The sequence below is a fragment of the Methanobacterium spitsbergense genome, assembly GCF_019931065.1.
In the GTDB taxonomy this organism is placed as follows: Archaea; Methanobacteriota; Methanobacteria; order Methanobacteriales; family Methanobacteriaceae; genus Methanobacterium_B; species Methanobacterium_B spitsbergense.
Genome location: NZ_JAIOUQ010000003.1, coordinates 398,089 through 417,554, shown reverse-complemented (window position 1 = coordinate 417,554; position 19,466 = coordinate 398,089). Strand labels below are relative to the sequence as shown.

General features: G+C 33.8%; 16 protein-coding genes and 2 tRNA genes. 14 read left to right on the top strand and 4 right to left on the bottom strand.

All coding sequences use genetic code 11. The features are described 5' to 3' along the window. Positions 1-309: 309 nt before the first annotated feature. The 4 genes from K8N75_RS03340 to K8N75_RS03325 all read left to right on the top strand — a co-directional run bounded on the left by K8N75_RS03340 (position 310) and on the right by K8N75_RS03325 (position 4,713). Positions 310-2,055 (top strand): acetolactate synthase large subunit, encoded by a 1,746-nt coding sequence (locus tag K8N75_RS03340; protein ID WP_223790701.1) that lies wholly within the window; start codon positions 310-312, stop codon positions 2,053-2,055. A 1-nt stretch (position 2,056) separates the two neighbouring features. Continuing rightward, on the top strand, positions 2,057-2,557 hold the full coding sequence (gene ilvN, locus K8N75_RS03335) for an acetolactate synthase small subunit (protein ID WP_223790700.1): 501 nt from the start codon (positions 2,057-2,059) through the stop codon (positions 2,555-2,557). A 68-nt stretch (positions 2,558-2,625) separates the two neighbouring features. Further along, positions 2,626-3,612: a ketol-acid reductoisomerase gene (gene ilvC, locus K8N75_RS03330; RefSeq protein WP_223790699.1), complete on the top strand. Its 987-nt coding sequence runs from the start codon at positions 2,626-2,628 to the stop codon at positions 3,610-3,612. Between the two features lie 99 nt (positions 3,613-3,711). Next, a complete protein-coding gene (locus tag K8N75_RS03325; protein ID WP_223790698.1) occupies positions 3,712-4,713 on the top strand; it encodes a methanogenesis marker 12 protein in 1,002 nt (333 codons plus the stop codon). Positions 4,714-5,167: 454 nt separating this feature from the next. Here K8N75_RS03325 and surE read toward each other — a convergent pair whose 3' ends face one another. Next, positions 5,168-5,944, bottom strand: coding sequence for a 5'/3'-nucleotidase SurE (gene surE / locus K8N75_RS03320; protein WP_048192060.1), 777 nt, complete (start codon positions 5,942-5,944; stop codon positions 5,168-5,170). A gap of 167 nt (positions 5,945-6,111) precedes the next feature. Here surE and K8N75_RS03315 point away from each other — a divergent pair, with 167 nt between their 5' ends. Next, entirely contained in the window at positions 6,112-6,903 is a 792-nt protein-coding gene (locus K8N75_RS03315) for a restriction endonuclease (protein WP_223790697.1), read from the top strand. 137 nt (positions 6,904-7,040) lie between these two features. On the opposite strand, the gene K8N75_RS03310 is transcribed toward K8N75_RS03315, so the two are convergent. After that, positions 7,041-7,112 (bottom strand) — tRNA-Val (locus tag K8N75_RS03310). Positions 7,113-7,229: 117 nt separating this feature from the next. Beyond that, positions 7,230-7,301: transfer RNA gene (locus K8N75_RS03305), tRNA-Val, on the bottom strand. Positions 7,302-7,602: 301 nt separating this feature from the next. Here K8N75_RS03305 and K8N75_RS03300 point away from each other — a divergent pair. Further along, complete coding sequence (locus K8N75_RS03300) at positions 7,603-8,535, top strand: branched-chain amino acid transaminase (RefSeq protein ID WP_223790696.1); 933 nt, start codon at positions 7,603-7,605, stop codon at positions 8,533-8,535. 134 nt (positions 8,536-8,669) lie between these two features. After that, a complete protein-coding gene (gene uppP / locus K8N75_RS03295) occupies positions 8,670-9,494 on the top strand; it encodes an undecaprenyl-diphosphatase UppP (RefSeq protein WP_223790695.1) in 825 nt (274 codons plus the stop codon). Between the two features lie 92 nt (positions 9,495-9,586). Here the strand turns inward: uppP and cobT are convergent, their stop codons facing one another. Then, a complete protein-coding gene (cobT, locus tag K8N75_RS03290; protein ID WP_223790694.1) occupies positions 9,587-10,657 on the bottom strand; it encodes a nicotinate mononucleotide-dependent phosphoribosyltransferase CobT in 1,071 nt (356 codons plus the stop codon). A 159-nt stretch (positions 10,658-10,816) separates the two neighbouring features. Here cobT and K8N75_RS03285 point away from each other — a divergent pair, with 159 nt between their 5' ends. The 7 genes from K8N75_RS03285 (at position 10,817) to K8N75_RS03255 (ending at position 19,387) form a co-directional block, all read left to right on the top strand. After that, positions 10,817-12,463 (top strand): bifunctional N(6)-L-threonylcarbamoyladenine synthase/serine/threonine protein kinase, encoded by a 1,647-nt coding sequence (locus K8N75_RS03285; protein ID WP_223790693.1) that lies wholly within the window; start codon positions 10,817-10,819, stop codon positions 12,461-12,463. A 128-nt stretch (positions 12,464-12,591) separates the two neighbouring features. Next, positions 12,592-13,152 (top strand): XTP/dITP diphosphatase, encoded by a 561-nt coding sequence (locus tag K8N75_RS03280; RefSeq protein WP_223790692.1) that lies wholly within the window; start codon positions 12,592-12,594, stop codon positions 13,150-13,152. Then, positions 13,153-13,554, top strand: a complete 402-nt coding sequence (locus K8N75_RS03275; protein ID WP_223790691.1) for a 30S ribosomal protein S15 — start codon at positions 13,153-13,155, stop codon at positions 13,552-13,554. Beyond that, complete coding sequence (recJ, locus tag K8N75_RS03270; RefSeq protein WP_223790690.1) at positions 13,520-14,881, top strand: RecJ family nuclease; 1,362 nt, start codon at positions 13,520-13,522, stop codon at positions 14,879-14,881. Before K8N75_RS03275 ends, recJ begins: the two co-directional genes overlap by 35 nt. 44 nt (positions 14,882-14,925) lie before the next feature. Continuing rightward, positions 14,926-16,119, top strand: a complete 1,194-nt coding sequence (locus tag K8N75_RS03265; protein WP_255590768.1) for an aconitase X — start codon at positions 14,926-14,928, stop codon at positions 16,117-16,119. Between the two features lie 184 nt (positions 16,120-16,303). Then, positions 16,304-18,583: a DEAD/DEAH box helicase gene (locus K8N75_RS03260; RefSeq protein WP_223790688.1), complete on the top strand. Its 2,280-nt coding sequence runs from the start codon at positions 16,304-16,306 to the stop codon at positions 18,581-18,583. Between the two features lie 75 nt (positions 18,584-18,658). After that, a complete protein-coding gene (locus tag K8N75_RS03255) occupies positions 18,659-19,387 on the top strand; it encodes a tRNA (adenine-N1)-methyltransferase (protein WP_223790687.1) in 729 nt (242 codons plus the stop codon). Positions 19,388-19,466: the final 79 nt, after the last annotated feature.

The window sequence follows — 19,466 nt, the reverse complement described above, 5'->3', positions numbered from 1 at the left end:
ATATTCTATTTTTTTATATAAAATAACTTTAAATCGATTTAATTCTATATCAATCTTTACAAAATAATTTGAGTTATTGATTTATAAAGGATAATTCGACTCATCCAATATATAAGATGAATTATAATGTTAAACTTAAAAAAATCTATATTATTTTGTTTTGTATGCTGGGGGGTCAGTCAGTGATAGATGGTTAATAAAAGATAATATATACTTCAACATGGTAATGTTGAAATGAATAGAATTTATTCAATTAAGGTAGATTAAAAAAAGGACAATAAAGTGATTAAAAGTAAGTTAGGTGTTTTTATGAAGGGTGGCGAAGCCATAATCAAATCACTCATAGATCAAGGAGTAGAAGTTGTTTTCGGGTATCCTGGAGGGGTTCTACTTCCGTTATACGATGTATTATACGATTCAGATCTAAAACATATACTAGTAAGACATGAACAATGCGCAGCACATGCAGCAGACGGGTTTGCAAGAGCTTCAGGTAAGGTAGGTGTATGTATTGGTACCTCAGGACCCGGTGCAACCAATCTTATAACTGGAATTGCTACAGCGTACATGGATTCTTCCCCAATAGTAGCAATTGCAGGTCAAGTATCATCACATTTAATTGGTAATGACGCGTTTCAGGAAGTAGATACTATTGGTATTACAATGCCAATAACGAAACATAACTTCCAAGCAATGAAAGCTGAAGAAATTCCTGGAATGATAAAATCTGCATTTTATATAGCCGGAACAGGTAGAAACGGGCCAGTGGTTTTAGATCTTCCAAAAGATGTTCAAGAAGAAGAGTTCGATTATGATCAAGCCAAAGATATGGATCTTCCTGGATACAAACCAACTAAAAAAGGTCATCCATTACAAGTCAAAAGAGCAGCAGAATTAATATTAAATTCAAAAATGCCTGTTATTTTAGCTGGTGGGGGTATCATACTTTCAAATTCATCAGAAGAACTATTAAAACTTTCAAAATTGGTTGAAGCCCCAGTAACGACAACACTTATGGGTAAAGGTTCATTTCCAGAAGATGATCAGTTATCTCTTGGAATGTTAGGAATGCATGGAAGGAAAGTATCAAATTTTATTGTTGATGAATGTGATTGCCTCATAGCAATTGGTTGTAGATTCTCAGATCGTACAACTGGCTTAATTTCAGAATTTGCTAAAAATGCAAAAATTATCCATATAGATGTTGATCCAGCCGAAATAGGTAAAAATGTTGATGTCGATGTTCCTATAGTTGGAGATGCAAAGATAATACTCAATAATCTGATAAAGATTATTTCAAAAAGTAAAAATGAGAATAAACACCAAAGTGCTTGGTTAAACCATGTATTGAACTTTAAGAAAACTTGCATACCTCGTTTAACATTTGCTGATAACATTCCATTAAAACCACAGCAAGTGATAAAAGAGTTATATGAAGGCATTTCCGATGATACAATTGTAACCACTGATGTGGGGCAGAACCAGATGTGGATGGCCCATTATTTCACTTCAAGAAATCCAAGAAAGTTTATTTCATCAGGAGGACTTGGAACAATGGGATTCGGATTTCCTGCTGCAATGGGTGCGAAAATTGCAATGCCAGATAATGATGTTGTAGCTGTATGTGGAGACGGTGGATTTCTAATGGTGTGTCAAGACCTAGCAACTATAAAAGAATATGATATACCATTAGTTATCTGTGTATTAGATAATAGACGTCTTGGTATGGTTTCACAGTGGCAAAAATTGTTTTATAATAAAAGAATGTCACACACCCACCTTGGTCAGAGTCCTGACTTTGTAAAACTTGCAGAATCTTTTGGTGTTAATGCAGAAAGAGTGGAAAACCCTGGAGAAATGAGCGTAACAATTAGAAATGCCATTAGATCCGGAGAACCATACCTTATCGATGTTATAATTGACCCTGAAGAGATACTCCCTATGGTACCACCTGGACGAGGACTAACAGAAATTGTTGGTGAATACAAGATTGAACAGGAAACACCCGGGGAAATTCTCTATAAACCAACAGGAAAAGAAAAGGGCGGTGATTAAGTTGGATGAAAGCAGAACTCATATTATAAGTGCTTTGGTTCTTCATAAACCGGGTGTACTCCAAAGGGTAGCAGGTCTCTTCACAAGAAGAGGTTTTAATATAGAAAATATTACTGTAGGTACATCTGAACAAAAGAACCTTGCACGTATGACAATCATAGCAAAGGGTGATGAAAAAGTTCTGGAACAAATCACCAAACAACTCAATAAACTCATAGAAGTAATTAAAGTAAGGGATCTTGAACCTCAAATAACTGTAAAACGAGAATTATGCTTAATTAAAGTTCATACAGCAAATGAGAAAGTGAGGTCAGAGGTAATACAATATGCAAATATATTCCGTGGAAGAATAATTGATGTCGGCCCTGATACACTTACTATTGAAATTACCGGCCCACCTGAAAAAATAGAATCCCTTATTGATCTGGTCAGAATATTTGGCATCAAAGAAGTTGCTAGAACGGGCCCAACAGCAATTTCAAGAGGAAATAAGACCATGTAATTGTATTTCACTACAAAAAAAATTAAGCATTTATGTTAAAAATATTAATTTAATATGGAGGAGAAAAAATGAAAATGTATTATGAAAAAGATGTCGATTTAAACATTTTAAAGGATAAAACTGTTGCAGTTATAGGATATGGAAGCCAAGGAATGGCACAATCAAGAAACATGCATGAAAGCGGATTAAATGTTGTTGTAGGTTTAAGAGAAGATGGTGCTTCATGGAAAAAAGCTAAAAATGATGGCTTAAATGTTATGACCGTTGAAGATGCAGCAAAAGCTGCTGATGTAATACATATACTAATACCGGATGAAATTCAGGGAGAAGTATACAAAAAATCAATAAGAGATAATCTTGAAGAAGGAAATACTTTATCTTTCTCACATGGTTACAATATACATTTCGGGTATATAAACGCTCCAGAAAATGTTAATATAACAATGATAGCTCCTAAAGGTCCAGGCGCAATGGTTAGAAAAACTTATGAAGAAGGATTTGGTGTGCCAGGATTAGTAGCTGTTGAAAGGGATTATACTGGAAATGCACTTCAAATTGCGTTAGCAATGGGCCAAGGTTCAGGATTAACAAGAGCAGGTGTACTCGAAACAACTTTCAAAGAAGAAACAGAAACAGATCTCTTTGGGGAACAAGCTGTACTATGTGGAGGGGCAACAGAACTTATTGCTGCTGGTTTCCAGACCCTTGTTGATGCAGGATACCAACCAGAGATTGCATACTTTGAAACATGTCATGAGTTAAAGCTCATTGTAGATCTTATATATGCAAAAGGATTTGCTGGGATGTGGAACGATGTAAGTAACACTGCTGAATATGGCGGTCTTGCTACAAGAAAACGTATAATTACCGATGAAACCCGAGCAGAAATGAAAAAAATTCTAGAAGAGATACAGACAGGAGAATTTACAAGAGAATGGGCAACTGAAACTAATGCTGGAAGCCCAATGCTCAAAAGATTAAGAACAATTGAATCTGAACTACAAATAGAAAAAGTTGGAGCCAAACTCAGAAAATTATGTGGACTCCAAAAATAATTTTTTTCTTTTTAACACAAGATTGAACTTTTGGAATTGCACTAGATTATACTAAATTCTATTTGAATTTATACCTTTATCAATTAAAATGGTGATAATATGGTCTTTATTGGCATGGATCACGGTACAACAGGAGTTTCTTTTACAATACTTACTGATAAGCCTGTACACTTCAAAATTGGAAGAGAAGAACTATCAAAAGGCTCTGCATCAGCACTTCAACAGCTTAATAAAAGGGTTGACCTAAAATCCATTGACCTAATGGCCATTACTTACGCAATGGGTGACGGCATCAATACAATTATGCCTATTGAAAAGGTTAAAGATAGAGGAATTCTGTCAATGGAAGGTGCAGGTAAGGTAACTGGAGGAGGAACTGCAGTATATGATGAAATAGAAAAATCAGGAATTCCCACAATACTTATACCTGGAATCCATAAGAATACAGAATGTCTTGATCCTCGATTTAAAGCTGCTTATTCCCATCATGCAAGCTCTGAAAAAATCAGTATATGTTACAATGCATATATGGAAACTGGTTTTGAAAATATGGTTGTATCAGATATTAGCTCAAATACTGTAAGCATGTTAATTGAAGATGGAAAAATACGTGGAGCAATGGACGCTTGTATTGGTGCAATGGGTTTAGTTCATGGCCCATTAGATCTTCAAATGATTAGAGACATTGATGATGGATTAAAAACTGCTAATGAGTGTTTTTCGAGAGCAGGAGCAGTTAAAATAGCAAATTTAGATACGAAAGTTTCATTAGCTAAAGAAGAACTTCTACAACGATACATCAAAGGAGATGAAATGACCGCGCTTGCTTTCAAAACAATGATTATGACTATTCTAATGGAAATTCATGGCCTTATTGGGATAACCGATTCCCAACTTCAAGGTATTGTTTTAACTGGTTCAATAGGTTCAATGCGAAAACCTTATGACTTTTTTCAAGAAATTAAAATGGGATTGAATAAATCAGTTCCAATTCTAAAACTACCTCCTACATCTGGTTCGGTAGGAAGTGCACAGATAGCTAAATCAGTTTTTGAAGGTAAAAATAATATTCTAGGGATAAAAGTAAAAAATATGAATTAAAATTTGATAAATATTGTTCTACAGTATAATCTTAAAATTAAATTTTATATTAATTTTTTAGTTATAATTAACAAATATAAAATAATTTTTCTACAGTAGATCATCAGGGAGTTTAATTTTAGTAATTCTGTTTGAGAATTTTATTTTTTTTCCATTTTTTAGATATAACATCATATAAAATTATTTTAAGATAATTTCATATTAAGACTAAATAATATCTGATTGAATTAAAATATCCTATTAATCAATGGCATTTTAAATTTCATATCTAAAAAATTACATATTAATGAAATAGTTTGAATATATATCTTAAATAATTCTTCTGTAGAAATTATTTCATTAAATTAGTACACCAAAAATGAACACCATTACACTGGAAGTGTATGTCTGGAAAATCGAATAAATATGAAAAATAAATAATAATTCAATTCATAATATGAAAGGGAAAAGAAAGTTAATCCAACCATCCTTCCATTAAATTTAATTTCGATGTACAATCTAGAGAAATAGGAGTTATTGTTGCAGAACGTTCAACTTTAAGAACATTCACATCTGTTCCAATATCATCATTTTCAATTGGGTCCCCATCGATCCAATAATAAGGTCTACCACGTGGATCTAATCTTTTCTTTATATGGATTTTATACATTCTTTCACCCAACCTAGTGAGATTTATCTTGTTATTAGATGGATGTGAGGGTATGTTCAGATTCAAAAAATCCACACCTGATGGGAGTCCTTTCTCGATTACCTTCTCAGCCACACATTTCAATATCTTTGATGCATGTCTGAAATCAACATCAACATGACCATCATGAAACTTTATGTCCCCACGAGAAACTTGAAGTGAAACTGATATTGAAGGAATACCATGAACTGCTGCTTCCATTGCAGCGCCTATAGTTCCAGATGTAGTTAATTCTGACTTTCCAAGGTTTTCTCCTATATTAATTCCAGATATCACAAGATCTGGTTTTTCTTCAGTAATCTCGTAAATACCTATTATTACTGCATCTGTAGGGGTTCCTGAAACTGAAAATGCTTCACTTCCATCTAGAAGATTTGTTGCAGTAACCCTAATTGGTTCAAATAACGTTAATGCATGCCCAATTCCACTTTGTTGAGTTGCAGGAGCCACCACGTCGATCTTTCCTAGACCTTCAACAGCTTTTTTAGCAGCCATTATTCCAGACGAGTTAACTCCATCGTCATTGGTTATAAGAATTCTCATACAGGCATATTTATAACTCAACATTCAAAAAGTTTGCGTGGCAAAGAGTTGGAGATGGGGACAGTTTTAAGTATATTAAATTAGAAAAGAATTAATAATACATATTAAATAATGATAGTAAAGATAATGTAAAATATCATTCCCTTTGGTACTTTAAGGTGAGTAAATTGGAAAAAGATAGGTTGGTCAGGTTCGTTGGAAAGGTTATGGAAGAATCTGGGTTCAAGGTCTACAAAGACTTCAAAACTTCCCGCTATATAATAGACATCTATGGAGTTTTACCTACCATTGTAGGAGATATGGGTGTTGTAGTGGCCTGTAAAAACTATGATGAACATTGGGAAGTTGGATTAGATGTATTGAAGGAAATGGAAATGATTGGTAAGACCCTTAAAGCATCGAAGATTGTTGTAATTACCACATCTTACTTCACTAATAGCGCGTCAAATTATGCGGGAAGAAGAAATATTAAACTTATTGATAAAGATGGTTTAGTGACAATAGCAAAAAAATTCTCCAAAAAAGAAAATGAAATATATGAAACTAATGTAATCGATGAAAACGAAGATTCAGAAACATATATCCCTTCGACTAAATCATCAAAAGGACCATCAATTTTCCATGCAGGGAAAAGAAGTTTATCTAAAAGTGGAAGATCAAAAAGTGTTGGAAGGAATTTGAATCTTGGAAACTTTATGCAGGGATTCAAAGGTATTATGAGTAACACTGTTGCGCTAATTATTATAGTACTATTATTATCATCATTGATAACCTATATAATAGGCTTATTTAATAAAAACACCGCCCTTATTGGTGTTTCCAAGATACTCTCTTCAGCTATCCTATCATACGGTCTAGTCTTTTATGCAGATAGGGATCCAAATGTGGTACTTACTAAAGGAACAATTGTTTTCTTCGTTTCAATGATAATATATGTTGTTCTAATTGTGTTGCTATAAAATATGATTTTTAAACTCTTTTTTTTATCATAAAATTCTGAATATGCTCTAAATTTATCATTGATAATTCAAAATAGAGCTTTGCTAAATTTTAAATCAAAATCTTGAAAAATGAAGTATATCATAAAATTAAAATATGGGCCGGAGGAGATTCGAACTCCTGATCACCTCGGTGTGAGCGAGGTATCATACCCCTAGACCACCGGCCCCTTGAAAAAAAAATAAAATTAGATTTTCCAAGAAACAATAAAATGGTTATCTACACCTAAAATTATTTTATTACAAAATTATTTTATAATTTAATTTGATCAAAAAATGCCTATAAATGGGCCGGAGGAGATTCGAACTCCTGATCACCTCGTTGTAAGCGAGGTATCATACCCCTAGACCACCGGCCCTCTTCTCTCATATTATGCGTTAGGCTATATAAACCTTTTCTAGAAATTCATAAAGTCTCAAATATTATATATGAATATTTGTAAATATTGATTTAACTGTACTACTTATAAAATTTTCATTCTAATCTATTAGTAAAAAAATTGATCATGAAATATAATAATATTTACAATTAAAATTTAATCTTTTTCAATATAAAGACTAAAATTGTATATATTTTATGATTTGAGCATTTATTATTAATTTTATAAATCTATTTATTCTAGTAACCCTAATTATAAATGATAAATTTGAGGGATAACCATGGCATTTGATGAATCAGGAAAAATATGGTTTAATGGAAATTTCGTTGACTGGAAGGATGCAAATTTACATGTATTATCACATGTTGTTCATTATGGAACAAGTGTTTTTGAGGGGATAAGGTGTTATGAGACTAAAAAAGGCCCTGCTGTATTCCGTTTGCGAGAGCATGTTCAACGATTAATAAATTCAGGAAAGATCTACAGAATGATAATACCTTACTCTATTGATGATCTCAGTCAAGCTATTGTAAAGACCATTCAGATAAACAAATTGAAGGCGTGTTATATTAGGCCCGTTGCTTTTAGAGGTTATGGTGAACTGGGAGTTTATCCAATGAACTGTCCTGTTGAAACTGTTATAGCTGCTTGGGCTTGGGGAAAATATTTAGGTGAAAAAGCTATTGAGGAAGGTGTTGATGTTGGAATATCCAGCTGGAGAAGAATGGCCCCAGACACCATGCCTAACATGGCAAAGGCGGGTTCAAATTATATGAACTCACAACTTGCAAAGATGGAATCCATTATCAATGGATATGATGAAGGTATCATGCTCGATTATCAGGGCATGGTTAGTGAAGGTAGTGGAGAAAATATTTTTGTTGTTAAAGATGATATTCTGTTTACACCCCCGATTTCCTCTTCCCTATTATCGGGTTTAACACGAGATGCAATAATAATTCTTGCAAATGAGTTAGAATTGGAAGTTCGTGAAGAACAGATCCCAAGGGAGATGTTATACATAGCTGATGAAGTATTTCTCACAGGTACGGCTGCTGAAGTCACTCCTGTTCGTTCTGTTGATAAGATTATTGTAGGCGAAGGCTATAGGGGAGAAATTACCAGAAAACTTCAAGAAACCTTTTTTACGATAGTTAATGGTGAAAATGAAGATAAATATGGTTGGTTGACACATGTGAATTCTGACTTATAACTAAAAACTTATAAGTTATAACTTATAACTTTTTTTCATTAATTTTTTTAATAAAAGTAAGTAAAGCAATAGTTTATATCAGCAATTTAATCTAATGAAAGTAAATATTTCAATAATTATAAGGTGATAAAAAAATGGACATTATTCAAGCAATAATTTTAGGAGTAATCCAAGGCCTAACAGAATTTCTTCCAGTAAGTAGTTCTGCACATTTAGTATTTATTACAGATATTTTAGGACTACAACAAAATGTGGCATTTGACACATTATTACACCTAGGAACACTTGTAGCGGTTGTAGGATATTTCTGGAGAGATATTGTAAAAATAATTACTTCATTCATATCAAGTATTATGGATATTTTCAGTGGAAAATTCAAAGAAGGATTAAAGGAAAAACCCTTTAAAAAACTTACATGGCTCCTGGTTGTAGGAACAATACCTGCAGGATTAATGGGAATTTTACTTCAAAAACAGTTTGAAGCTCTTTTTAATTCTGTTATATACGTTGGATTCTTCTTGATTATTACAGGACTGTTATTGTGGGGTGCTGAAAGAGTTAAACCCGGAGAGAAGGATGTGGAAGATATTTCATTTAAAAATGCTCTTGTAATCGGTATTGCACAGGGTATTGCAATCGCTCCCGGTATCTCAAGATCAGGTGCAACCATCTCTGCAGGACTATTTTCAGGACTTAACAGAGAGTTAGCTGCAAGGTTTAGTTTTTTATTATCCATACCGGCCATACTGGGTGCTGTTTTAGTACAAGCTAAAGATATAACAAGTTTTGATGTAAGTACGGGGGTTTTAATAGCAGGATTTTTATCAGCATTAATTTTTGGTTATTTAGCAATCAAGTTACTACTTAAAATAATTAAAGAACGGACACTGATGATCTTTGCATACTATTGTTGGATCGTCGGTATTGCTGTAATAATCATTTCTTTAGTGCATCCATAAAAAAATTCATTTTTTTTTATTTTATTTATTTTTAAATCGATTTTGTTGTTACTATTTGTTAAATTATTTTTAAATAAATTTAGAAATTCTATTTAAAAAATTTCCCTGCAGAGTTCTTCAGTTCTAATTCTTATATCTTCAATTGAAACATTTTTAAGCATTGCTGCGAACATTGCCCCTCCTGCACCGACTCCCTCTTTTACTGAACCTTTAGTGTAGTTTACAAGACCAATGGTATTTGATTTCTCAAAGTAAGGATCAACTGCAAAAATGCTGATATCTGAAATCTGATTGGCTATAAAGTTAATATCCGAAGTTTCGTCCTCGGCAACAAATACTGTCGTTGCAATAGATAATGAACTAAAATCAAATTCAGGTGCTATTCCTTTAATAACTGCACAAACAGCCGTCATTTGGGTACCTCCTGCTAGGGTAACAGGTACTGTACTGCCCATCGCAATGCCTGCAACTGCAGGTATCATAGGATCTCCAACTGCATTTATAGCTTTAAAAGGTTCAGTATCGAGTTCACCAGCTTTAAACCCTGAAAGCTTTAGTCCATTCTCAACAACATTATGTTTAAGTACATGGGGATTTTCCGGAGTACTTCCACTAATTTTATGATCAACTTCATATCCCATAGCAGTTAAAACTCCTAGAGCTGTGGTAGTACCTGCAGGGGTACTTTCTCCAATCACAAGGTGATCTGTTAATTTTGAAAGATTTTTACCAAGGATAAAACCATTATTAAAGATTTTCTCAGAATTATCAACAGCGTTTCCCTTGTTTATATCTCCTCCAGGAGTTTCATTTATATTCATATAAGGTATATTTGGTTTTACTGCAGCCCCCGCATCTACAACCAAAAAAGGAATATCTGCAAGATCTAAAGAAGCTTTAGTTATTACTGCAGGAGTTGGTGCTGCTACGCCATCTACAACAGTTTTTGGAATTTCAGAAAGACAAAGAGGCTCCCCCAACATTACAAGCTCAACATCAGCTGCAGGAGTATAATCAGTTAATTCAGGTGTTGCTCCTGCACCTGTTATTCCTGTAATTCTAGATGTTAATGTACTTGCTATTACACATAAAAATAATGAATCCTTATTTTTCAATTTATGAATCATATTTGCTGATCCATAACTTTTTATTACTCCTTCCATTGTTTCACCTTCGATTATTAGTTATGTTATAAAATTAGATATAAATAAATGATAACTCTGAAATTTTGATATGACAATAGATGTATACAAATTTTTAATATAAAATATTGTACTAACTAATTTAATCTAATTGAAAATATTGATGGAAAAGTGATTTAATTGATATGTATAGGAATTGAGGGTACCGCAGAAAAAACAGGTGTAGGAATTGTAGACTCGGAAGGCAGAATCTTATCCTCTGTTGGTAAAGCCCTAATACCCGAAAGTGGAGGAATTCACCCTAGAGAAGCTGCAGAACACCATGCCGCCACAATTGTTCCTTTGATAGAAGAGGCCCTTAGTGAGTCAAAATTACATTTAAATGAAATTGATCTGGTTGCATTCTCTAAGGGTCCCGGTCTTGGACCTGCCCTCAGAACTGTTGCAACTGCATCAAGAAGCCTTTCTTTAATGCTTAAAATCCCCATAGTTGGAGTAAATCATTGCATTGGCCATGTTGAAATTGGAAAATTAACTACAGGTGCAATTGATCCAGTTACGCTTTACGTCAGTGGAGGGAACACCCAAATAATTGCTTTTGACTCAGGTAGATACAGATTATTTGGTGAAACCCTTGATATAGCCATAGGAAATTGTCTTGACCAGTTTAGTAGGTCAGTGGGGCTTGGACATCCTGGCGGTCCAAAAGTTGAAGAACTGGCAAAAAAATCGTCCACCTACATTAAACTCCCTTATACTGTTAAAGGAATGGATTTATCATTTTCAGGACTTTTAACTGCGGCCATAAGGAAATATGAATCTGGTGAAGCCATAGAAGATGTTTGTTACAGCCTACAGGAAACTGCCTTTGCAATGTTAGTAGAGGTGACAGAAAGAGCCATTGCTCACACAAAGAAAGTTGAGGTCCTTTTATGTGGTGGTGTTGCTGCAAATACACGATTAAGAGAAATGCTATCAATTATGTCTGAGGAGCATTATGCAGATTTTTACATGCCCCCAATAAAGTACTGTGGAGATAATGGTGCCATGATAGCTTGGATGGGGCAATTGATGCATAAAAATGGTTTAGTAACTGATATTGAAGATACTGGGATAATACAGAAATATAGAACTGACCAGGTAGATGTTCCTTGGATGAAAAGTTCTGAAAGAATATTGGAACTGCCTTCAGATATATTAGAAAAAGGTGCAGAAGCTAACATATTACCAGGACAATGGATGGACAAAGAAGCTGTAATTAAAAAAAGGGTTCCAAAAGGATATAGAATCGAAGATATTGATAATTATTTGAGAAAAAAAAGAAGTAAGGGTGAAGCCAAACTGTTAGGAGAAGCAAAAAGATGTGGTGTCAAAACTCCGATAATATATGACATTGTAAAAGATGAAAGTGCAATTGTAATGGAAAAAATATTAGGCACTCCTGTAAAAAATATTTTTGAGGGTTCAAAAACTTCAAATAACTTCAAATTTAAAGATTTATGCGAAAAAATTGGCGAAAACATTGCAAAACTCCATAACTGCAAGATAATACATGGAGATCTGACTAGTTCAAACATGATGGTTAAAGATGAACAGCTCATTTTCATAGATTTTGGACTGGGAATGATATCAGATCTGATTGAAGATAAAGGTGTTGACCTTTTAGTGTTTAAAAAAGCAATTTCTGCAATACACCACACCATCTCCAAGGAATGCATTGAATCAGTTCTCCATGGGTATCGTTACGCCAATGATTATGAATCTGTAGTATCAAAGATGGTGGAAATTGAAGGACGGGTACGTTACACAGATAAAATACTTAAGTAATTTTCTTTAATTAACGGGTATTTTATCTTCTAAAACAGAATTATATATAAAAAACCCACTTAAATTCATTAATAACTTATATTTAAGATAAAATTTTAGGACAGTATTTAGATGGTGGGCTGATTTACATGAAGATAACATTTATAACTGGTAACCAACACAAAGTAAAAGAAGCCAATGGTATCTTTGATAACTTTGGAATAGAACTGGAACATGTAGACTTAGGTTACCCAGAAATCCAAGGAAATCTGGTAGATGTAGCCCAGTACGGTGCAAAACATGTTGCCAAGCGTCTTGGCAAACCAGTGATAGTTGAAGACGCAGGTATTTTCATTAAAGCCCTTGATTGGTTTCCAGGTACTTATTCATCCTATGTACAGGATACACTGGGAAATCAGGGCATATTGAAACTTATGAGTGATGTTAAAGACAGATATGCCGAATTCAGGTCGGTTATTGGGTTCTGCACCCCCAAAACCGAGCCCGAGATTTTTTTAGGTGCTGTCAATGGATGTATAGGATACATTGAGAAAGGGAATTATGGATTTGCATATGATCCCTTATTCACGCCTGAAGGATATGATAAAACCTTCGGAGAATTATCTATAACTGAAAAAAATAAATTTTCTCACCGTAGAAAATCACTTGAAAAGTTTGCAATTTGGTATAAAGATTATAGAGGTGATTAGATGGCAATAAAGCCTGAATGGACAGAATACTCAAATGAAGAAATTGAAGAATTAGTGTTGAAACTCAGAAAGGAAGGTAAATCTACAAGTGTTATAGGAGTTATCTTAAGAGACCAGTACGGAATTCCTGATGTTAAAACAGTAACCGGAGATAAAATAACTGCAATACTTGAAAAACATGGTCAAGGAGAAGAATATCCTGAAGAACTCATTAACCTGATAAAAAAAGCAGTTAATATAAGAGACCACTTAACAGAGAACCCAAAGGACCTTCACACCAAAAGAGGCCTTAGGATCATCGAATCCAAAATCAGAAGACTCGTAAGATATTATGTAAGGGAAGGTGTGCTCCCTGAAGGATGGAGATATGATCCAAAAACAGCAGCACTCCTTGTTAAATAAGGCAGAAGAAGCCTGCAATCTATTGCGCAGGCACTTAAAGCAAGATCATGTTGTGAGAATAATTTCTCACAACGATGCTGATGGAATATCCGCTGCTGGGGTAATGTGTAACGCAATTGCCAAAGAAAAGGGTAAATTTCATGTTACCATAGTCCCTAGATTAAAGGATGAAGTACTCTCAAAATTTTTTAAGGAAAAATATAAATTATTTGTTTTCTGCGATATGGGTAGTGCGAATCTCAAGGGTATAAGAAGACTCAAGGGTGATGTTATAATAGCTGATCATCACCAAACCAATCCCGAAACAACAATTCCAGATAATATTATACATGTCAATCCACACCTATATGGACTGGACGGTACAAAGGATGTAAGCGGATCTGGAGTATCATATCTCACTGTTCGACCTATGGAATATAAAAATCTAGCCGGACTGGCTCTTGTAGGTGCATTTGGAGACATGCAATATAAAAACGGTTTTAGTGGTGTTAATAAGATGATACTTGATGAGGGTATTGAATCCCATAATATCGAGGTTCGAGATGATCTTAAAATAGCTAACAAAACACGTGAACCACTTTATAAAGCACTTTCCCATACAATTAATCCTGCTATCAAAGGGATTTCAGGAGATGAAGAAGGTTCAGTTACTTTCTTAGAAAAAATAGGAATTTCCTATAGAATTAAATTCACAGAGTTAGGCAATGAAGAGAAAGATATCCTTAAGGAGGAGCTTGTAAAGATAAACCCTGAAATTTTCAGCAGTGTTTACAGCATACCCACAGAAATACCAGAACTAAGGAACCTTGAAGATTATTCCAACATACTTGATGCTTGTGGAAAGAATAAGAAACAAGGCCTAGGCCTCAGTATATGCATAGGTGATAGAGATAAATCTATTAAAGAAGCTCAAGATCTTGTTAAAAGTTACAGTGACGATCTAGTGCATGGTATTGAATGGATCAACAAAGAGGGATCTGTTGTTCAAGATAAAATCCAATACATATACACTGAAGAAAAACGTAAAAAACGTATAATGGGTACTCTTTCCAGCATCGGTCTCGATCTTGAAATTTTAGATCCAGAAAAACCAGTTCTTGCAATGTCTCGCATGGATAATATAATAAAAGTATCTGGAAGAACCACTTCTAAAATGACTGAAAAGGGAGTTAACCTAGGATATGCCCTTGAAAATGCATCTAAAAGTTTCAATGGATCTGGTGGTGGGCATAATATTGCAGCAGGCGCTGTAATCCCTTATAGAGAAATGGATAATTTTCTTAATCTTGTAGATGAAATAATTAGAACACAATTGAATGCTAGCTGAAAAATACAATACCTATTAATATTTCAAAAAAATTAGTGATTTCTATGCACCTAACACGCGAAGAAGAAAAGATGTATGCCGGTGAGGAAGGACCAGCAGTAGAGAAATGTATGGAGATTCTCGTAGCTCTTGGAGATATATACGGAGCAGAAAAACTCGTTTCTATTACTTCTGCACAGATATCTGGTGTTTCATATAAAACTATTGGTGATGCAGGACTTGAGTTTCTTGAAGATCTTTCAAAAGATGCGCATGTTAAAGTCCCTTCAACACTAAATCCTGCTGGTGTTGATCTTAAAATATGGAGAGAATTGGGATTTTCTGAAGAATTCACTAAAAAACAGCTTGCAATTGTAGAAGCATATCAAAAAATGGGAGTATCAACCACTTGTACATGCACACCATATTTAGTTGGAAATGTACCAACATTCGGCTCACATATTGCATGGTCAGAATCATCTGCCGTTTGTTATGCAAATTCAGTTTTAGGTGCACGTACTAATCGTGAAGGAGGGCCAGGAGCTCTTTCAGCAGCAATTTGTGGGAGGACCGCCAAGTATGGATATCATCTTGAAGAGGAGAGACATCCAAATTTACAGGTTGAAATTGATACATCTGTAATGGGCTCGGACTTTGGTGCCATAGGTTACATGGTTGGAAACCAAGTTGGTGGAGGAATTCCATACTTTAAATTCAAAAAAAGTCCATCAACTGACCAACTTAAATGGCTTGGAGCTGCACTTGCATCATCAGGTGCTGTTGCGCTTTATCATGTAGAAAACACCACACCTGAAAGTAAATGGGCACTTAAATTTATTGAAAATAATAAAGTTGAAAAATTATCTATCATGCGAAATGATATTGAAGAAACCAAAGAAAAATTATCAACAACTAACGAAAAACCTGATCTGATTTGTGTTGGATGTCCACATGCATCACTTGAAGAGATAAGAAAGGTAGCTGAAACTGTTGCAGGACGTAAACTAAAAAACATGTTATGGGTATGCACATCAATTTCTGTTAAAGCCGCTTCAGACAGAATGGGTTACACCCAAATTATTGAAAATGCAGGAGGAAAAATAGTTTGTGACACTTGTATGGTAGTTGCTCCAATAGAAGAACTTGATTACAAAGTAGTTGGAGTAGATTCAGCCAAAGCCGCAAATTATGTTCCTAATATGTGTGGAATTGATGTTGTATACAACGATCTAGAGAATTTAATTATTGAAGATAAATAAAAAATCTATTTAAATTATTTTTTTTGATCAACCTAAGAAATATATGATACTAAATTTTGTATTGTAACTAAATTTAGGCTTTTATTATCTTATTAATTCAAAAAAAATCTTTGATCATCTCTAATTCTGAATTTTGTACTTTAATTGTACACATTTATATGTTATTTTTTAGATATAGATCATTATGGGAAAATGGATACAACACCCCTTGATTAATGCAGAAAAAATAGAATCAAGGCTTTACCAACAAGTATTAGCAGCTGATGTGCTAAAAAATGGAAACACAATGATTGTAGCTCCAACTGCACTTGGAAAGACTATAGTAGCTGCTTTAGTAGCTGCTGAAAGACTTAATACTTATAACAATTCAAAAGTGTTGATTCTTGCACCGAGCAAACCTCTTGTTGTTCAGCACGAAGAAAGCTTCAGATATTTTTTAAAAACTAGTGTAACATCAATAACAGGAGCCATTAAACCTGAAGAAAGAATTAAAAGATGGAATGATTCCCAAATCATATGCGCAACACCTCAAACAGTTGAATCAGATTTAATATCTGGTCGGTATAACCTTTCAGACGTTTCTGTGTTGGTTTTTGATGAATGTCATCGTGGAGTGGGATCATATTCCTATGTTTATCTTGCTACTAAATACATGCAAGAATCTAAAAATCCACTAATATTAGGGTTAACAGCATCTCCAGGATGGGATGAAGTGAAAATTCAAGAAGTTTGTAAAAATCTCTTCATAAAAGATGTTGTTATTAAAACTGAAGAAGATACAGATGTTGAACCCTATTTTAATCCAGTTGAAGTTAAATGGGTGAAAATAGAACTTAATCAGGAACTTAAAGATATAAAATTACACCTTGAAAAAGCATTGAAGGTACGCTTAAAAACTCTTAAAACAATGGGAGTTATCAGGTCTGTTTCAAATGTCAGTAAAAAAGATGTGCTTATAGCAAAAGGAAAAGCACAAAATAGGATAGGCCGAAGTATTCACCCACCAAAAAAATGTTTCATTGCAGTTTCTATTTTGACTGCAGTTATAAATATTTTACATTCTTTGGAATTGCTAGAAACACAAGGAACTACAACTCTTCAGAAATACTTTGAACGATTAAGGAAAAAAAAGACAAAAGCTGCCAAGGGACTTATTAATGATGCAGAATTTCAAATGGCCATAGGTCTTACAGAAAATGCTTACAAAAAGGGAATTGACCATCCCAAACTCAAAAAACTTATAAATATCCTTAAAAAGGAATTGAAAAATAAAGAATCAAGAGTAATTGTTTTTACCCAATTTCGCGATTCAGTTGAAAATATTTACCAGCATTGCACTGCAGAAGGTATAAATGCTGTAAAATTCTTTGGACAAGCATCAAGAGAAAATGAAAAGGGTTTAACTCAAAAAAAGCAAAAAGAAATAATTAAAGCTTTCAAAAACGGAGAGTATGATGTTCTAATATCCACGAGCGTTGCAGAAGAAGGAATAGACATACCTGCAGTAGATTTGGTTGTTTTGTATGAACCAGTTCCATCTGAAATAAGAATGATCCAACGAAGAGGAAGAACTGGCCGTAAACATTTAGGAAAAATGTCCATATTAATAACCAAAGGAACAAGGGACGAGTCATATTATTGGTCAAGTATTAACAAAGAAAAACAAATGAAAAAACAGCTTTCAAATAATTACCGGAATGATCCTAGTAATTTTGAAGTTGTTAATAACAATAATAATGTAATTGTAGAAGAGGAAGAAGAAAACAAAAATAAACCAGTTATTTACGCAGATTTAAAAGAAAGGAAAATTCTAAGGGAACTCGAACATTTAAATGCTGATGTAGAAATTAAAAGTCTTGTAGTTGCTGATTATCAAGTAAGCGAAGAAGTTGCAATTGAAAGAAAGACTGATGCCGATTTTATTAGTTCTATAATGGATAAAAGACTCCATAAACAGGCAAAAGAACTCGTTGACAATTTCAAAAAACCTATTATGATAATTGAAGGAACAAATCTTTATTCCAGCTCTGTACACCCAAATGCGATACGGGGCGCCATTGCATCAATTGCATTGGACTTTGGTATATCAATTATACCTACCAGATCCCCTGAAGATACTGCTGCAATGATATATAGGATAGCAATTAGGGAACAGAAACATGTAAAACCAGATATTCAATTAAGAAATGGAAAAAAACCATTAACTACTTGGGAACAACAACTTTTTATAATTGAATCACTACCAAATGTGGGTCCAGTAACAGCTCGAAAACTACTTGAAGAGTTTCAAAGTGTAAAAGCTGTTATCAATGCATCAGAGGAAGATCTTAAAAAAGTAGAGGGAATTGGAAATAAAATTGCCCAAAGAATTATACGAGTTATTAATTCAGGTTTTGAAACCATTAAAACAGATAGACATGTAACATTAAAAATGGATGATGAACTTAAAGATAATTTTAAATAATCATTAAAAATTTACAATAATCTTTTTACATGAATATTTACAACTGTTAAATTATTAAAGTTAGGAGTGGTACATTTGCGAATTTTAATGGATGAAAGGGGTAAGAAATATATGGTAGCTGACAAAGAGTTCCATACTGACTTCGGATTTATTACTGAAGAAGATATTATTGGATCAAAAGCAGGAGATGTGCTAAAAACCCATCTAGGTAGAGAATTTAAAGTTATTAAACCTAATGTCAATGATTATATCGAACTTATGGAAAGAAAATGTTCAATTATTCTTCCAAAAGACATTGGAATCATTGTTGCTAAAACAGGATTAGGTTCTGGCTTTAGGGTTTTAGATGCTGGAACTGGAGCAGGAGCTACTGCACTTCATTTCGGTAATATTGTAGGTAAAGAGGGAGAAGTATATTCCTATGAAATTCGTGAAGATTTTGCAGAAATTGCAGAAAGAAACATAAAAGGATTTGGACTTGAAAATGTCCAAGTAAAATGTACTGATGTTACAGAAGGTATAGAAGAAAAAAATTTGGATCTAATATTTTTAGACCTCCCAAAACCATGGGATGCTGCGGAATATGCAAAAGAAGCTCTTAAAGTTGGAGGTTATATTGCCACATACACCCCTTTTGTTGAGCAAGTTCAAATTTTGCAAAGAGTGCTTAAAAAAGTTGGATTATCGGAAGTAGAAAGCTTTGAATGCATTTTCAGAGGTATTGAAGTTACAAACAAAGGGACACGGCCAAAAACAAGAATGGCAGGCCATACAGGATATCTTACATTTGCAAGAAAACTCTGAAAAATTTAATATGAATAGTAATAGAAGAGTATTATAATATCAATAATAGATTAATGCAATATTCTATTATAATAACAAT

Coding starts and splice junctions, on each gene's coding strand:
- K8N75_RS03325 (WP_223790698.1), top strand. CDS start 3,712: ATGGTCTTTATTGGCATGGATCACGGTACAACAGGAGTTTCTTTTACA.
- ilvC (WP_223790699.1), top strand. CDS start 2,626: ATGAAAATGTATTATGAAAAAGATGTCGATTTAAACATTTTAAAGGAT.
- surE (WP_048192060.1), bottom strand. CDS start 5,944: ATGAGAATTCTTATAACCAATGACGATGGAGTTAACTCGTCTGGAATA.
- cobT (WP_223790694.1), bottom strand. CDS start 10,657: ATGGAAGGAGTAATAAAAAGTTATGGATCAGCAAATATGATTCATAAA.
- uppP (WP_223790695.1), top strand. CDS start 8,670: ATGGACATTATTCAAGCAATAATTTTAGGAGTAATCCAAGGCCTAACA.
- K8N75_RS03275 (WP_223790691.1), top strand. CDS start 13,153: ATGGCAATAAAGCCTGAATGGACAGAATACTCAAATGAAGAAATTGAA.
- K8N75_RS03265 (WP_255590768.1), top strand. CDS start 14,926: ATGCACCTAACACGCGAAGAAGAAAAGATGTATGCCGGTGAGGAAGGA.
- K8N75_RS03260 (WP_223790688.1), top strand. CDS start 16,304: ATGGGAAAATGGATACAACACCCCTTGATTAATGCAGAAAAAATAGAA.
- recJ (WP_223790690.1), top strand. CDS start 13,520: ATGATCCAAAAACAGCAGCACTCCTTGTTAAATAAGGCAGAAGAAGCC.
- K8N75_RS03340 (WP_223790701.1), top strand. CDS start 310: ATGAAGGGTGGCGAAGCCATAATCAAATCACTCATAGATCAAGGAGTA.
- K8N75_RS03300 (WP_223790696.1), top strand. CDS start 7,603: ATGGCATTTGATGAATCAGGAAAAATATGGTTTAATGGAAATTTCGTT.
- K8N75_RS03280 (WP_223790692.1), top strand. CDS start 12,592: ATGAAGATAACATTTATAACTGGTAACCAACACAAAGTAAAAGAAGCC.